The sequence below is a fragment of the Geodermatophilus sp. SYSU D00525 genome (assembly GCF_054050475.1).
Window position 1 is genome coordinate 35,909 of the sequence record NZ_JBJGZK010000014.1, and the last position, 12,951, is coordinate 48,859.

Sequence of the window (12,951 nt, forward strand, 5' to 3'; positions counted from 1 at the left end):
CGCCGGCGCGAGGAGGACGCGGTGCCCGGGTGGGCGTGGACGCTGGCCGGGATCGCCGGGGGTCTGCTGCTGTGCTGGCTGGTGCTGGTGGCGGCGCTCTGGGCGGCCCGGCCCGACGAGCTGCGGGCGCGGGAGCTGGTGCGGCTGCTGCCCGACGTGCTGCGGCTGGTCCGCCGGCTGGCCGCCGACCGCTCCCTGCCGCGCGGGGTCCGGGTGCGCCTGTGGCTGCTGCTGGGCTACCTCGCGCTGCCGGTCGACCTGGTGCCCGACGTCATCCCGGTGATCGGGTACGCCGACGACGCGGTCGCCGTGGCCCTCGTGCTGCGCTCGGTGGTCCGCCGCGCCGGCGCCGACGCGCTGAGCCGGCACTGGCCGGGCACGGACGCCGGCCTGGCCGCGGTGCGCCGGGTGGCGCGCCTGCCCGGCTGAGCCGCGGTCGCGCCGGTTGCCCTCGGGGCCGGCGGGCGAGGACGCTGGGACGCCCGCCGGACCGAGGAGCGGGCATGGCCGTGTCCCAGGTACAGGGCAGCGGGTTCGAGGCGCTGCGCCACGTGACGGTCGGCGGGGTGTCGCTGGCCTACCGGGAGCTGGGTGCCGGCGAGCCGGTGGTCCTCGTGCACGGCGGCCTCGGCGACCTGCGCACGTGGTCCGCGCAGCTCGGGCCGCTCGGCGCGCGGTGCCGGGTCATCGCCTACAGCCGCCGCTTCGCCCGCCCCAACGCGCCGGTCCCCGCCGGCGCGGCGGACCCGATGCCGGTGCACGTCGCGGACCTGGTCGCGCTGCTGCGGGCGCTGGACGCCTCGCCGGCGCACCTGGTCGGCAACTCGTGGGGCGCGTACGTCTGCCTGCTCACCGCGCTGGAGCACCCGGACGTCGTCCGCGGCCTGGTCCTCGAGGAGCCGCCGCTGCTGCCGCTGGTGCTCGGCCCCGGGCCCCGCCCGCGGCCGGCCGACCTGGCACGCGCCCTGCGCCGCCGGCCGCGCGCGACGCTCGCGGTGCTCGGGTTCGGGCTGCGCACCTCCGCCCCCATGGCCTGGGCCTACCGGCGCGGCGACCCCGGGCGGGCGCTGGAGCTCTTCGCCCGTGGCGTGCTCGGCCGGCGGGCCCTGGCCGCCATGACACCCGAGCGCCGGCAGCAGGTGCGCGAGAGCGCGGACACGCTGCAGGCCGAGTTCCGTGCGGGGTTCCCGCCGGTGACCGAGGCGGAGCTGCGCACCGTGCGCGCCCCGGCCCTGCTCCTCACCGGCGAGCGCAGCCCGGCGATCACGCGGGCGCTCGGCGACTGGCTCGCCGACCTGCTGCCCTCCGCCGAGCAGGTGGTCGTGCCGGGCGCCTCCCACCTGGTGCACGAGGACGCCCCCGCGTTCGTCAACGACGCCGTCCTGCGCTTCGTCGGCCGCTGACCGGGGACCCCAGGCGTCAGGACCGCTCCGCCGCGGTGGCGATGTCGGCCAGGTCCGCCTCCAGCGCCCGGGTCACCGCGCGCCGGCCCAGAGGGCCGGTGACCGCCCCGAGGACCCGCGCCAGCGTGGACGTCGGCCGGGCCCCGAACGTCATCGCCAGGTCGCTCCCGCCGTCGCCGGCCGGGGTCACCGCGACCGTCGACAGGTACCGGACGCCCGGCCGCACCGCCTCGGTCGTGTACGACCGCTGCGGCTCCACCGCGGTGACGGTCATCTCCTCGGTGGCCGAGCGCCCCATCATCGTGCGGGTCTCCCGCCACCGCGTCCCGACGCCGAACTCCCCCGGCGTGAGGACCTCCACCGCGTCGATGCCCCGGACCACCTGCGGCGACCCCGCGAGGTCGGTGACCACCGCCCACACGCGCTCCACCGGCGCCGCCACGTGCCGGCGGACCCCCACGTCCTGCATGCCGCCTCGCTCCCTCGCCGTGCCGCCGCCCCGGCGGCACCGACACCCTGCCACCGGGGGACGACGGATCGGCCCGCAGCGGGGCCGGATCGGGTTCCTGCCCCCGGCGGGGAGTGCGACGCTGCCCTCGACCACGACGCGATCCCGGGCGCGCGGGATCGGCAGCGCCGGGAGGGCAGCATGGTCCGGAGCATCCTCTCCGCCCCGGGGTGGCTCGTCTTCATCGGGCTGGTGGTCGTCTTCCCCGCGGTGGTCCTGCTCGTCCAACTGGGGATCCGGCGGCGCTGGCCGGCGCTGGCACGGGGTGAGCACAACGACGTGGTGGGCTTCATCATCGCGGTCGTCGGTGTCATCTACGCGGTGCTGCTGGCCTTCGTCGTCATCGTCGCCTGGGAGAGCTTCACCAGGGCCGAGGAGGTGGTCGGCCAGGAGGCGAGCGCCCTGCGGACCCTCTACCGGGACAGCGTCGGCCTGCCCGGGGAGTCGCAGGCGGAGATGCGGGACCTGGTCCTGCAGTACGCGACCGAGGTGGTCGAGGACTCGTGGCCGGCCATGGCCGACGGGCGCCCGGGGGACCCCGAGGCGGGGGACGTCCTGCAGGAGATGGCGGACCTGCTCGCCGGCACGCCCGTCACCACGCCCGGGGAGCAGGAGTTCGTGGGCGCGGAGGTGGACCGGCTGAACGAGCTCGTGAGCCTGCGCAGCCAGCGGCTCGACTTCGTCGAGAGCGGGATCCCCGCCAGCCTGTGGGTCGCGCTGGTCGTCGGTGCCCTCGTCACCGTCGGCTTCGCGCTCCTGTTCGGCCTGGAACGCACCGCGCTGCACCTCGTCATGGTGGGCAGCCTCTCGGTGCTCATCGGCGTGCTCCTGTTCGTCGCGGTCGGGTTCAACTACCCGTTCGCCGGCGACGTCGCCGTGCACCCCACGGCCTTCGAGCGCGTGCTCGACGACTTCGGGAGCCCCGCGGACGGCGACTAGCCGACCCACGCCGGCTCTGCGGGCAGCGTTCGGAGCGCGCCCGCGATCCCCGGGTGGCCGACGTCCTCAGCGGCTCGCCGTCACCGTGCTGAGCGCGGCCGCAGGAGGGCCGATCCGCTCCGGGGGGTACGGCTGCAGCCCCGCCTCGCGGAGCTGACCGAGCAGCACGTCGACGGCGGGCAGCTCCATGCGGCCCTCCTGCGCCCGCAGCAGCAGGTCCAGGTGCCGGCTGAACAGCTGCGGCCCGACCACGGTGGTGACGACCACGAGGGCGCCGCCGGGTGCGAGCAAGCGGCCGAGCGCGCGCAGCAGCTCCACGCGCTCGTCGACCGGCACGCAGTGGACGACGTTGGCGAGCAGGACCAGGTCGATGCCGTCGGTGAGGGCGCCCGGGCGACCGGCGGCGAGCGCCCTGCGGATGTCGACCGTCTCGACAGCGGCCCGGTCGGCCAGGCCCCGCTCGCTCAGCGTGCGCCGGGCCACTGCAGCGGCGTCGGGGTCGACGTCCACACCGACGCCGGTGGCGTCCGGGGCCGCCTCGAGCACCGCCGCCAGGTACAGGCCGGCACCGCACCCGACGTCGAGCACCCGGCGCGGCCGACGCTCCGTGACCGTGCGGACCAGGTGAGCGCGGACCAGCGGGGAGATCGCGGCAGAGAGCCGGGCGATCACCTCGCCGTCCTCGGCGGTGTCGCGCCGCCCCGGGCCACCGCGCAGCAGCACCGGCAGGTCCCGGTAGAGCTCGGTGTGGTAGCCGCCGAAGCCCTCGTACGTCGCGCGCACCGGGTCGTCGCCGACGACCGCGCGGCCGAACCGGGTGAGCCGCCACGAGCCCTCCCCGGCGACCAGCCCCGCGGCAGCGAGCACGCGGAGGTAGGCGGTCAGCAGGTCCCGGTCGACCACACCCAGGCGTCCGGCCAGCTGCTCGGTGCCGGCCGGGCCCTCGCCGAGTGCGTCGAGCACGCCCAGGTCGAGCGCGGCGGCGACCAGCTGCAGCCGGACCCCGGTCAGACCCTCCCGCGCGGCGCGCAGCCGCGCGCGGAGGTCCCCACTGCGCAGCACCTCGGCCAGCGCTCTCGGGTCGGGCATCCTGGCCATCGAGCCCCCCTCGGCCCGGAGAGCGCGACGGTAGCGCACCTCGACCGCACCGGGGGCTGACGCGCGCCCCCACCGCGATCCGGCTCACCCGCCGCAGAGGTGACACTCGCCGACATCCGTGGACGGCGGGTCGCGGCGTGGCGCATCATTGGCAGTCGAGGGCCCCGAGTGCCAGCCTCCGCCGGCGCCGGGCCCGCCCCACCCCCGCTCGACCAGGAGTGCCACGCCGTGCCCACGTACCAGTACGTCTGCACCAACCCCGAGGGCAAGCACCAGTTCGAGGTGGTGCAGTCCTTCACCGACGCGGCCGTGGCCGAGTGCCCGACCTGCGACACCCCTGTGCGCAAGGTCTACGGCTCGGTCGGCGTGGTCTTCAAGGGCTCCGGCTTCTACCGCACCGACAGCCGGTCCGGCTCGTCCTCCGGCGACTCGTCGACGAGCACCGCGTCGTCGTCCTCGGACTCGTCGTCCTCCTCGACGTCGTCGTCGAGCAGCACCTCGTCGTCCTCGCCCTCGCCCTCGTCCTCGCCCTCGTCCTCGGGCGGCGGCAGCAAGGCCGCCGCGAGCTGAGCCCCGGCCGTCCACAGCCGGGCGGCCGCTCCACAGCCCGCCCGCGCCGGCGCCGCCGGGGCGACCGGGCGGCGAGCCTGGGCCGGTGGTCCGCTTCCGCCGTCCCCGCTCCCCCGCCCTCCTGCTGCGCCGGTGCCTGGCGGCGGCGCTCGCCGTCGGCGCGCTGCTGCTCGCCCTGCGCCCGCCGCCGGTCCCGGCCGTGGCCCCGCCCGCCGGCACCCCGGTGGTCACCGCCGCCGGCGACCTGCCGGCCGGGACGGTGCTGACCCCCGACCTGCTCGCCACCGCGGAGCTGCCGGCCGGCGCGGTCCCGGCCGGCGTCGCGGCCGACCCGGCGGAGCTGACCGGCCGGGTGCTGGCCGCGCCGCTGCGCGCCGGTGAGCCGGTCACCGACGTCCGGCTGCTCGGCCCGGGCCTGACGGCGCTGCTGCCGGCCGGCCAGGTGGCCGCGCCCGTCCGGCTCGCCGACCTCGCCGTCGCGGGGCTCGCCGCCGCCGGGGACCGGGTCGACGTGCTGGCCACCGCGCCGGGCGCGGGACGGGCCGAGGCGGTGGCCCGCGGCGCGCTGGTCCTCGCCGCACCCCGGTCCGGCGGGGACGACGGCGGGCTGCTCGTGCTCGCCGTCGACGAGGCCACGGCCGCCACTCTCGCCGCTGCGGCCACCACCGCCACGCTGACGTTGAGCCTGCCGCGGTCGCCGTGAGGGGATGGCCGCGTGCTCAAGGGATTCAAGGACTTCCTGCTGCGCGGCAACGTCGTCGAGCTGGCCGTCGCGGTGGTCATCGGCACCGCGTTCACCGCGGTCGTCACCGCGTTCACCGACTCGTTCCTCACCCCGCTGATCGCGCTGGTCACCGGTGGCGGCGGTGTCGGCGGCGAGTTCACCGTCAACGGCGAGACGTTCGCCTACGGCGCGTTCGTCAGCCAGGTGATCACGTTCGTGCTGACCGCGGCGGTCGTCTACTTCGTCGTCGTGCTGCCGACGAAGCGGATCGCCGAGCGGCGCCGGCGCGGCGTCGAGGCCGGGCCCGCGGCGCCGACCGAGGTGGAGCTGCTCGCCCAGATCCGCGATCTGCTGCGCGACCGGCAGGGTGATCCGCGACCCTAGTCGGAGCCCCAGTGCGGCGGCCGGTCCTCCAGGTAGCGGCGGTCCGGGTCGGAGTCGTCGGGGCGCTCGCCCCAGCCGACGTCGCGGTCGTCGGGCGCCCGCTCGGCCGCGGCCGCCGGTGGCGGCGGGGGCGCCTCGACCACCGGCACCCCGAGCCCGTCGAGGACCTCCGCCGACGGCAGCGCGGCCAGCACCGCCCCCGGGACGGCGAGCTTCGCCCCGCGGGTCCCCGAGCCGACGACGACGAGCCCGGCAGCGGCCACCGCGGCGTCGACCAGCACCGGCCACGACGCCGGCAGCCCGACCGGGGTGATCCCGCCGTAGGCCATCCCGCTCTCGGCGACGGCCACGTCCTGCGGCGCGAACGACGCCTTGCGCGCGCCCAGGTGCCGCCGGACCAGGCCGTTGACGTCGGCGCGGGTGGTGGCCAGGACGACGCAGGCCACCAGCGTCGTCTGCCCCGCCCGGCGCGCGGCCACGACGACGCAGTTCGCCGAGGCCTCCGGCGGCACCCCGTACGCCTCGGTGAACGCGGCGGTGTCGGCGAGCGCGTCGTCGACGGGGGCGACCCACGCCGGACCGGGCAGGCCGGCCAGCGCGGCCGCGACCGGGCCGGCCAGCAGGTCGGCGCGCGAGGCGGCCGGAACCCAGGTCAGCGAGCCGAGGACGGGGGGCCGGTCGGTCGGGTCGGGCACGTCCCGATCCTGCCCCCTGGCCGGATCCCTGCGACGGACGGCCCGATCGCGGGCGGTGGGGACGGTGCCGACCGGCCAGGATGGGGCCCATGATCGGCCAGTTGCACTCCGTCGTGATCGACGCACCCGACGCGCACGCGCTCGCCACCTTCTACGCCGAGCTGCTGGGGCTGGAGGTGAGCAAGGGCGGCCCGGGCGACGACTGGGTCGTGGTCAGCGGCCGCGGGCACCGGTTGGCGTTCCAGCAGGCGCCGGACCTGGTCCCGCCGGACTGGCCGGACCCGCAGCGCCCGCAGCAGTTCCACCTCGACGTGTACGTGGCCGACGTCGACGAGGCGGAGCCCGAGGTGCTCGCCCTGGGCGCGCGGAGACTGCCCGGCGGCGGGGGCGACTTCCGCGTCTACGCCGACCCGGTGGGCCACCCGTTCTGCCTCGTGTGGGACGCCGCGTGAGCGCGCACGTGCCCGACGTCGACCGGAGCAGGGCCAGCGCGTTCGTCGCGGCCACCGGGTTCGACGTCGCCGAGGTCAGCGGCACCCGGGTCACCGGCACCGTCGAGCTCGGGCCGGACCACCACACCCCGTGGGGCGTCGTGCACGGCGGCGTCTACTGCGCGGTGATCGAGTCGGCGGCGTCGATCGGTGCCAGCACCGCCGTCGCCGACCGCGGCCAGTTCGCCGTCGGGGTGAACAACAGCACCGACTTCCTGCGGCCGGTCACCGCCGGCCGGCTCGACGTCGTCGCCGAGCCCGTGCAGCAGGGCCGCACCCTGCAGCTGTGGCTGGTGCAGCTCACCCGCGCCGAGGACGGCAAGCTCGTCGCCCGCGGCCAGGTGCGCCTGCAGAACGTGCCGTTCCCGGGGGCGTGAGCGACCGGGCCCGGCGCGCGGCGGCCGCCGCCACCGCGGTGGCCGCCGCGCACGGCGTCCGGTCGGCCGGGCCGCGGGTGCTGCACGACGGCGTCAACGTCGTCGTCCACCTCGTCCCCGTGCCGGTCGTGGCGCGGGTGGCGACGCTGACGCCGCTGCTGCGCCCCGACCCGGCCCGCCCGGCCGGCCGCGAGGTCGCCCTCGCCGCAGCGCTGGCGGCGGCCGGCGCCGCGGTCGTCCCGCCGAGCGACCTGCTGCCGCCGGGACCGCACGTGCACGGGGGGCTGACGCTCACCTTCTGGCGGCACGTCGAGGTGCTGCCGCGGCCACCGTCCCCGGCCGGGGTGGCCGCCGCGCTCACCGCGCTGCACGAGGTGCTCGCCGGCCTGCCCGTGACCGGGCGCGCGCTGGACACCCCGCTCGACGACCTCGCCGTCTTCACCGAGCGGGCCGGCGCGTGGGGCGTGGAGCCCGCCGTCCGCGCGCGGATGGCGGAGCGGGTGGAGGTCCTCCGTCCCCGGCTGGGCGGCCGGGTGCAGGCGCTGCACGGCGACGCGCACCCCGGCAACCTGCTGGCCACGCCGGACGGCCGGCGGTGGACCGACCTCGAGGACACCTGCGCCGGCCCGCCGGAGTGGGACCTCGCCTGCCTGCGGCTCACCTCCCGGCTGGACGGCCGGGCCGCGCTGGACGCGATGGGCGGCCCGTCCGACGCCGAACTGGCGCCCTGGCTGGAGCTGCGCCGGCTGCACGCCGCGGCCTGGTGGACCGTCGTCGGCGCCCACCACCCGGAGCGGCGGGCGCAGGCCGCGGCGGTACTCGCCGGGGTGCTCGACTAGACGAGCGGGAGCGCCGGCTCGCGGTAGGTGGTGCCGGCCGACGACGGCGGCAGCACGTCGGGGTCGAGCACCACGGAGAACAGCGCCCGGGGGTCCTGCAGCGTCGCCGGCGGGCGGGCCGCCGCGCGCGGGACCACCCGGTCCCAGCGGGCCGGGCGGCGGTGCGGCAGCAGCTCGCGGCCGTCGAACCGGTAGTCGCCGAGCACCTCGCCGACCAGCAGGCCGGCGCCGTGCTCGATCGGCAGGGCCACCGGGTCGCCGGGGCGGATCTCGTCGAGGAAGGCCGACAGCTGGCGCAGGTCCTTGCTCGGCCGGCGCCCGGAGATCTCCTTGGCCAGCGCGCGCAGCTCGGCCGGCGACAGGCCCGTGGCGTCGACGTCGACCCCCGACTGGGTGCCGAGCCCGACGACGCCCGCGGCCAGGCACGCGCCCAGCTCGTTGTGCGCCCGCGGCCGCACCACCCACACCCGGGTGCCCTCGGGCACGGCCGCCGGCGGGACGTCGTCGGGGCCGGGCCAGACGTAGGGCAGATCGTCGGGCTCGGCGCCGAACAGCGGGGCGAACCGCGGCCGGTAGAAGTCCGGCTCCTTGGCCAGCAGGTTCGACCGGTGGGACAGGTGCAGCGCCTCGTCGCCGACCCAGGAGGGCAGCATCCCGGCACGGGCGAGCTCGTCCTGGCCGGCACCCTCCACGTCGGGGGCGAACTCGGCGATCAGCGTGCGCGTGCTGTCGGCGAACCCGCGCTCGCGCCAGACCCGCACCATCGCCAGGCCGTAGACGACCAGCGCCGCCGTCCGCCCGCGCCACATGTGCACGACCGGGTGCGAGGACCAGCCGTAGTCGGGCAGCTCCAGGGCGCGCAGCACCTGCAGCGTCTCGACCCGCTGCTTGCCCAGGCGCGGCGAGTCCAGCAGCCGCGCGCTCTCCTCGAAGTCGGCCACCGGCAGGAAGGTCTGCATCGCGGCGGTTCCTGCCCGGTCGGGTGGGCGGTCAACCGCCGAGCGCCTCCAGCGCCGCCTCCCAGCGGGCACGGCGGGCGTCGTCGTCCTGCTCCCACCAGGCGGGGCCGCGCTCCCCCAGCCCGGTCTTGGCCAGCTGCACCCGGTCGCGGGCGGCCCGGACGGCGGCCGGGTCGGTGGCCGCCCGCACCGCCGCGCGCGCCGTGCCGAGGTGGGAGAGCAGCCGGGCGCGGACGTCGTCGGGGAGGGCCGGGTCCGCCTTCCGCCACCGCCGCCCGTCGACGACGAGCCAGCGGCCGTCCTCGGTGTGCTGGACCTCGCGGCGGGTCACGCGCCGCAGCGGCGGGCCAGCTCGGGCAGCACCTCGCCGAGCGGCGCGTCCACCTTCACGTCGACCTTGGCGTCGCCGCGCGTGGGGCCGAGGTTGACCACCGCCACCGGGATGCCGAGCTCGGCGGCGCGCAGCACGAACCGGTAGCCGCTCATGACGGTCAGCGAGGAGCCGAGGACGAGCAGGCCGGCGGAGTCCTCGAGCAGCCGGAAGCAGGCGTCCACCCGGTCGCGGGGCACGGTCTCGCCGAAGAAGACGACGTCGGGCTTGAGCGGCCCGTCGCCGCACGCGGTGCACCCGACCATGACGAAGCCGTCGAGCACCTCGTCGGGCAGCTCGGCGTCGCCGTCGGGGTTCACCTCGTCCGCGCGCGGGCCGAAGGCCGGGTTGGCGGCCCGCAGCCGGCGGTGCAGCTCGTCCCGCCGGGCGACGTCGCCGCAGGCCAGGCACACCGTCCGGTCCAGCCCGCCGTGCAGCTCGACGACGTCCCGGGCGCCGGCGGCCTGGTGCAGGCCGTCGACGTTCTGCGTGACGACGCCGGCGAGCAGGCCGGCCCGCTGCAGCCGGGCGACGGCGGAGTGCCCGGCGTTGGGGCGGGCGGCGGCCATCTGCGGCCAGCCGACGTAGCTGCGCGCCCAGTAGCGGTGCCGCCCGCGCGGGTCGCGGCGGAAGGTCTGCCAGGTCATCGGCGTGTGCCGGCGCAGGGAGCCGGTCGCGCCGCGGTAGTCGGGGATGCCGGAGTCGGTGGACAGGCCGGCGCCGGAGAGGACGAGGACGTCGCCGTCGGCGACCAGGCCGGCCAGCTCGTCGAGGCCGTCCGCGGTCTGGACGGCGGGGAGGGCGGCGGTCACCGGCCCATCGTCCTCCGTGACCGCACGCCGCGCCGCCGTCGTCAGGTGAGCCGGCCCTCCAGGCGGCCGAGCAGGTCGTCGTAGACCCGGCGCAGTCCCCTGGGGGCGAAGGTGCGCTCGAAGAAGCCGCCGATGCCGCCCGCGCCGTCCCAGGTGGTGCGCACCCGCACGGTGCTGCTGCCGGAGTCGGCCGGGGTGACCGTCCAGGTGGTGACCATCGAGGAGCGGGTGTCGCGCTCGACGAGGGTGCCGTCGGGCTCGGTGACTACGACGTCCTGCTCGCGCACCCGCTTCGACGTCGCGGCGAACCGCCAGTGCACCCGCGTGCCGGAGCCCTGGCCGCCGGCCTCGACGCGGTAGTCGCTGAACTGCTCGGGCAGCACCTCGCGGCGGGTGCCGGTGTAGTCGGCGAGGGCCGCCCGCACCCGCTCGGCAGGAGCACGGACGACGCGTTCGGCGGTGGCCACGACCTGTCCCATGGCCGCCATCCTGCCCGCGTCCCCGCCCGCCGCGCCGCGGAGGCTCAGCCGGCGGAGTCCTCGGCGTCCAGGTACGAGCAGCGGAACCGGGCGCCGGCCATCGCCTCGGTGAAGCGGGCCTCCCAGGCGGGGTCGTCGGCCGGGAAGGCCGCGAACACGCGGTCCTCGAGGACGACCGGCACCCCGTCGGTGCCCGGGTACGAGCGGCGGAGCAGCACCCGCGTCTGCCCGTCGACCTCGTCGTGCGCCGGCGCCCACCGGGCCCGCGGCAGGGCGGCCCGCCGTCCCGCCGTCCAGACGCCGAGGCGGGACAGCAACAGGCCGACGAGCACCAGCAGCAGCACGATCTCGACCACTGCGAGCAACACGCACCGACGGTAGACACCCGGGACGCTCCGCGGGCCCCCTCCGTGCGTGCCGGTAGCCTCGGTCCGCACGCCCCGGTCGGCCGAGCGCCGACGAGCCCCCGTAGCTCAGGGGATAGAGCATCGGTTTCCTAAACCGTGTGTCGCAGGTTCGAATCCTGCCGGGGGCACCGTCGTCCGCAGCGGGCACGTGACCGCCCGCCGCGTCCGGCGTACCGGTCGCGGCGGCCGCCCTCTACCGTTCCGGACCATGGTGGACGACGCGGAGTCGCCGGTCCCTGCAGCGCCGCCGGAGGCGCTCCTCGTGCCGCTGTGCTGGGACGGGCCGCAGGGCTCCTACGAGCAGCGGGAGGGCGTCCTCCAGGAGGCGGCCCTGCTGTACGCGCGGCTGACCGCCGGGGACCCGGCCGGCCGGTTCGTGGTCTACCGCTTCCTGGAGGCCTGGCGGGAGCACCTCCGGCTCTCCCTGCTCGGGGTCGTCGAGGACCTCCCGGCGCTGACCGGGGAGCCGCTGACCCTCGACGGGGACGACGTCTTCGCGCACTGGAGCGTGGTCCAGGACGTGCTGGTCGGGCTGTGGCCCGACGCCGCGGAGGACACGGCGGTGACGTCCCGCGCCCTGATCCGGTTGCAGACCGCGTTCGGCTCCGACCGCGTCGACGTCGGCGCGGTCCACCGCGAGATGCTCGCCGCGGTGGCCTTCTTCGACGGCGTGTCGGCCCGGGCGCAGGCCCACCTGGAGTTCCTGCGGGACCGGCTCGACCACCTGAGCTGACCGGGCGCGACGTCAGCGGGTGCACGATCCCGTAGCGGAGCCCGCGGGCCTCCGCGTGGGCGGCGTCGACGTCGTCGGTGTGCACCGAGACGGCCGGGACCTCGGGCGGGGTGGCGTCGGAGGCGACGAGCTGGACGCGCCTGCGTTCCTCCTGCCCGTCGGGGTGGCCCCGACGGGCACCGCGGGTACCGGGGACGCATGGCACTCCGCAACGCCGCGGTCGCGGCCGCCGGGCAGTGGACCGACCCCGACGACGGCATCCGCTACCCCAGCGGCGAGGTGCACGCGTGGGAGCGCGGGCGCAACGAGACGGTCTGCGGCCTGTCGCTGTCCCGCTCGCGGCTGGCCCGGTTCCCGCACGTGAGCTGGGCCGACGTGCAGCCGGAGTCCGGCCGGCACGCCGAGGAGGTGCAGGCCGTCTGCCGCCGCTGCCGCGCCGCGCTCGGCGCCCGCCGGGACGACCGGGGATGGACGCGCACGAACCCCCGCCCCTGACCCCCGCTTCGTAGTACACCTGTACCAGGCGCGAGCAGGGAGGCCGTCGTGGATTTCCTCGTCGTGGCACTGGTCCTGGCCGTCGCCGTCGGTGCGCTCGCCGTCGGCGCCGCGCACGCCTCCCGGCCGGAGGACCCGTGGGGCCCGAGCGTGCTCCGCCTCGCCCCCATCGCGTTCGTCGCGGGCGCCGTCCTGGCGCTGTGGGGCGGCACCGGCTGACCGACTCCTCCGGCGGACACCCGTTCGCGCAGGAAACCTCTCGGCCTCCGAGGCGTTACCGTTCCAGATGCACGTCGTGCCCCCGGCAACGGCGCCGGGGCGTAGCGGAGGTGGGAACGCAACGATGGAGACCACGGTGGTCGACGTCCCCGAGCGGGGACGGTTCGAGGTGCGGGTCGGCGAGCGCGTCGTCGGACTGGCCAGCTACCACGTCGAGAACGGCACGATGGCCCTGCCGCACACCGAGGTGGACCCCAGCATGGGGGGTCGCGGACTCGGCAAGGTCCTGGTGGGTGGCGTCCTCGACGCCGCCCGCGAGCGCGGACTGCACGTCCTGCCCTACTGCTCCTTCGTGCGCCACTACATCCAGCAGCATCCCGAGACGCTCGACCTCGTCGCCGACGACGACAAGCCCCACTTCGGGCTGGCCACCGCCGACCGCTGACCCG

General features: G+C 77.1%; 21 protein-coding genes and 1 tRNA gene. 14 read left to right on the plus strand and 8 right to left on the minus strand.

Annotated features, from left to right (window positions below):
* Positions 1-21 precede the first annotated feature (21 nt).
* Complete coding sequence (locus tag ACI796_RS13635; RefSeq protein WP_456941769.1) at positions 22-429, plus strand: YkvA family protein; 408 nt, start codon at positions 22-24, stop codon at positions 427-429.
* Between the two features lie 74 nt (positions 430-503).
* Positions 504-1,403, plus strand: coding sequence for an alpha/beta fold hydrolase (locus ACI796_RS13640; protein WP_456941770.1), 900 nt, complete (start codon positions 504-506; stop codon positions 1,401-1,403).
* Between the two features lie 16 nt (positions 1,404-1,419).
* Here the strand turns inward: ACI796_RS13640 and ACI796_RS13645 are convergent, their stop codons facing one another.
* Positions 1,420-1,872: an SRPBCC family protein gene (locus ACI796_RS13645; RefSeq protein ID WP_456941771.1), complete on the minus strand. Its 453-nt coding sequence runs from the start codon at positions 1,870-1,872 to the stop codon at positions 1,420-1,422.
* Positions 1,873-2,052: 180 nt separating this feature from the next.
* Here ACI796_RS13645 and ACI796_RS13650 point away from each other — a divergent pair, with 180 nt between their 5' ends.
* Positions 2,053-2,850 (plus strand): bestrophin-like domain, encoded by a 798-nt coding sequence (locus tag ACI796_RS13650; protein ID WP_456941772.1) that lies wholly within the window; start codon positions 2,053-2,055, stop codon positions 2,848-2,850.
* Positions 2,851-2,916: 66 nt separating this feature from the next.
* Here ACI796_RS13650 and ACI796_RS13655 read toward each other — a convergent pair whose 3' ends face one another.
* The gene (locus ACI796_RS13655; protein WP_456941773.1) at positions 2,917-3,939 is read right to left on the minus strand and encodes a methyltransferase; all 1,023 of its coding nucleotides are present in this window, start codon (positions 3,937-3,939) and stop codon (positions 2,917-2,919) included.
* Positions 3,940-4,176: 237 nt separating this feature from the next.
* Here ACI796_RS13655 and ACI796_RS13660 point away from each other — a divergent pair, with 237 nt between their 5' ends.
* The 3 genes from ACI796_RS13660 (at position 4,177) to mscL (ending at position 5,626) form a co-directional block, all read left to right on the plus strand.
* Entirely contained in the window at positions 4,177-4,518 is a 342-nt protein-coding gene (locus tag ACI796_RS13660) for an FmdB family zinc ribbon protein (protein ID WP_456941774.1), read from the plus strand.
* 85 nt (positions 4,519-4,603) lie between these two features.
* A complete protein-coding gene (gene cpaB / locus ACI796_RS13665) occupies positions 4,604-5,221 on the plus strand; it encodes a Flp pilus assembly protein CpaB (protein WP_456941775.1) in 618 nt (205 codons plus the stop codon).
* A 12-nt stretch (positions 5,222-5,233) separates the two neighbouring features.
* A complete protein-coding gene (mscL, locus tag ACI796_RS13670) occupies positions 5,234-5,626 on the plus strand; it encodes a large conductance mechanosensitive channel protein MscL (protein WP_456941776.1) in 393 nt (130 codons plus the stop codon).
* Here mscL and ACI796_RS13675 read toward each other — a convergent pair.
* On the minus strand, positions 5,623-6,321 hold the full coding sequence (locus ACI796_RS13675; protein ID WP_456941777.1) for a YbaK/EbsC family protein: 699 nt from the start codon (positions 6,319-6,321) through the stop codon (positions 5,623-5,625). The two genes, mscL and ACI796_RS13675, sit on opposite strands and share 4 nt — an antisense overlap.
* 89 nt (positions 6,322-6,410) lie before the next feature.
* On the opposite strand from ACI796_RS13675, the gene ACI796_RS13680 reads away from it, so the two are divergent.
* Genes ACI796_RS13680 through ACI796_RS13690 form a run of 3 tightly spaced genes read left to right on the plus strand, consistent with a single transcriptional unit; the run spans position 6,411 to position 8,028 of the window.
* Positions 6,411-6,773 (plus strand): VOC family protein, encoded by a 363-nt coding sequence (locus tag ACI796_RS13680; protein WP_456941778.1) that lies wholly within the window; start codon positions 6,411-6,413, stop codon positions 6,771-6,773.
* Positions 6,770-7,189, plus strand: coding sequence for a PaaI family thioesterase (locus ACI796_RS13685; protein WP_456941779.1), 420 nt, complete (start codon positions 6,770-6,772; stop codon positions 7,187-7,189). Before ACI796_RS13680 ends, ACI796_RS13685 begins: the two co-directional genes overlap by 4 nt.
* The gene (locus tag ACI796_RS13690) at positions 7,186-8,028 is read left to right on the plus strand and encodes a phosphotransferase family protein (protein ID WP_456941780.1); all 843 of its coding nucleotides are present in this window, start codon (positions 7,186-7,188) and stop codon (positions 8,026-8,028) included. Before ACI796_RS13685 ends, ACI796_RS13690 begins: the two co-directional genes overlap by 4 nt.
* Here ACI796_RS13690 and ACI796_RS13695 read toward each other — a convergent pair.
* From ACI796_RS13695 to ACI796_RS13715, 5 genes are read right to left on the minus strand one after another with little or no spacing between them, the layout of a single operon-like run.
* The gene (locus tag ACI796_RS13695) at positions 8,025-8,987 is read right to left on the minus strand and encodes an MSMEG_6728 family protein (RefSeq protein WP_456941781.1); all 963 of its coding nucleotides are present in this window, start codon (positions 8,985-8,987) and stop codon (positions 8,025-8,027) included. The two genes, ACI796_RS13690 and ACI796_RS13695, sit on opposite strands and share 4 nt — an antisense overlap.
* A gap of 31 nt (positions 8,988-9,018) precedes the next feature.
* Positions 9,019-9,318: a biopolymer transporter Tol gene (locus ACI796_RS13700; RefSeq protein ID WP_456941782.1), complete on the minus strand. Its 300-nt coding sequence runs from the start codon at positions 9,316-9,318 to the stop codon at positions 9,019-9,021.
* Positions 9,315-10,169 carry an NAD-dependent protein deacetylase gene (locus ACI796_RS13705; RefSeq protein ID WP_456941783.1) on the minus strand — a complete coding sequence of 285 codons (855 nt, stop codon included), beginning with the start codon at positions 10,167-10,169 and terminating at the stop codon, positions 9,315-9,317. Before ACI796_RS13705 ends, ACI796_RS13700 begins: the two co-directional genes overlap by 4 nt.
* Positions 10,170-10,210: 41 nt before the next feature.
* Positions 10,211-10,648 (minus strand): SRPBCC family protein, encoded by a 438-nt coding sequence (locus ACI796_RS13710; protein ID WP_456941784.1) that lies wholly within the window; start codon positions 10,646-10,648, stop codon positions 10,211-10,213.
* 44 nt (positions 10,649-10,692) lie between these two features.
* A complete protein-coding gene (locus ACI796_RS13715; protein WP_456941785.1) occupies positions 10,693-11,016 on the minus strand; it encodes a hypothetical protein in 324 nt (107 codons plus the stop codon).
* Between the two features lie 94 nt (positions 11,017-11,110).
* Between ACI796_RS13715 and ACI796_RS13720 the strand changes: the two genes are divergently transcribed.
* The 5 genes from ACI796_RS13720 (at position 11,111) to ACI796_RS13740 (ending at position 12,947) form a co-directional block, all read left to right on the plus strand.
* Positions 11,111-11,183, plus strand: a tRNA-Arg gene (locus ACI796_RS13720).
* 80 nt (positions 11,184-11,263) lie between these two features.
* On the plus strand, positions 11,264-11,788 hold the full coding sequence (locus ACI796_RS13725) for a hypothetical protein (protein WP_456941786.1): 525 nt from the start codon (positions 11,264-11,266) through the stop codon (positions 11,786-11,788).
* A 198-nt stretch (positions 11,789-11,986) separates the two neighbouring features.
* Positions 11,987-12,283: a hypothetical protein gene (locus tag ACI796_RS13730; protein WP_110004333.1), complete on the plus strand. Its 297-nt coding sequence runs from the start codon at positions 11,987-11,989 to the stop codon at positions 12,281-12,283.
* A gap of 48 nt (positions 12,284-12,331) precedes the next feature.
* Complete coding sequence (locus tag ACI796_RS13735) at positions 12,332-12,502, plus strand: hypothetical protein (RefSeq protein ID WP_456941787.1); 171 nt, start codon at positions 12,332-12,334, stop codon at positions 12,500-12,502.
* 124 nt (positions 12,503-12,626) lie between these two features.
* Positions 12,627-12,947, plus strand: a complete 321-nt coding sequence (locus tag ACI796_RS13740; RefSeq protein ID WP_456941788.1) for a GNAT family N-acetyltransferase — start codon at positions 12,627-12,629, stop codon at positions 12,945-12,947.
* Positions 12,948-12,951: the final 4 nt, after the last annotated feature.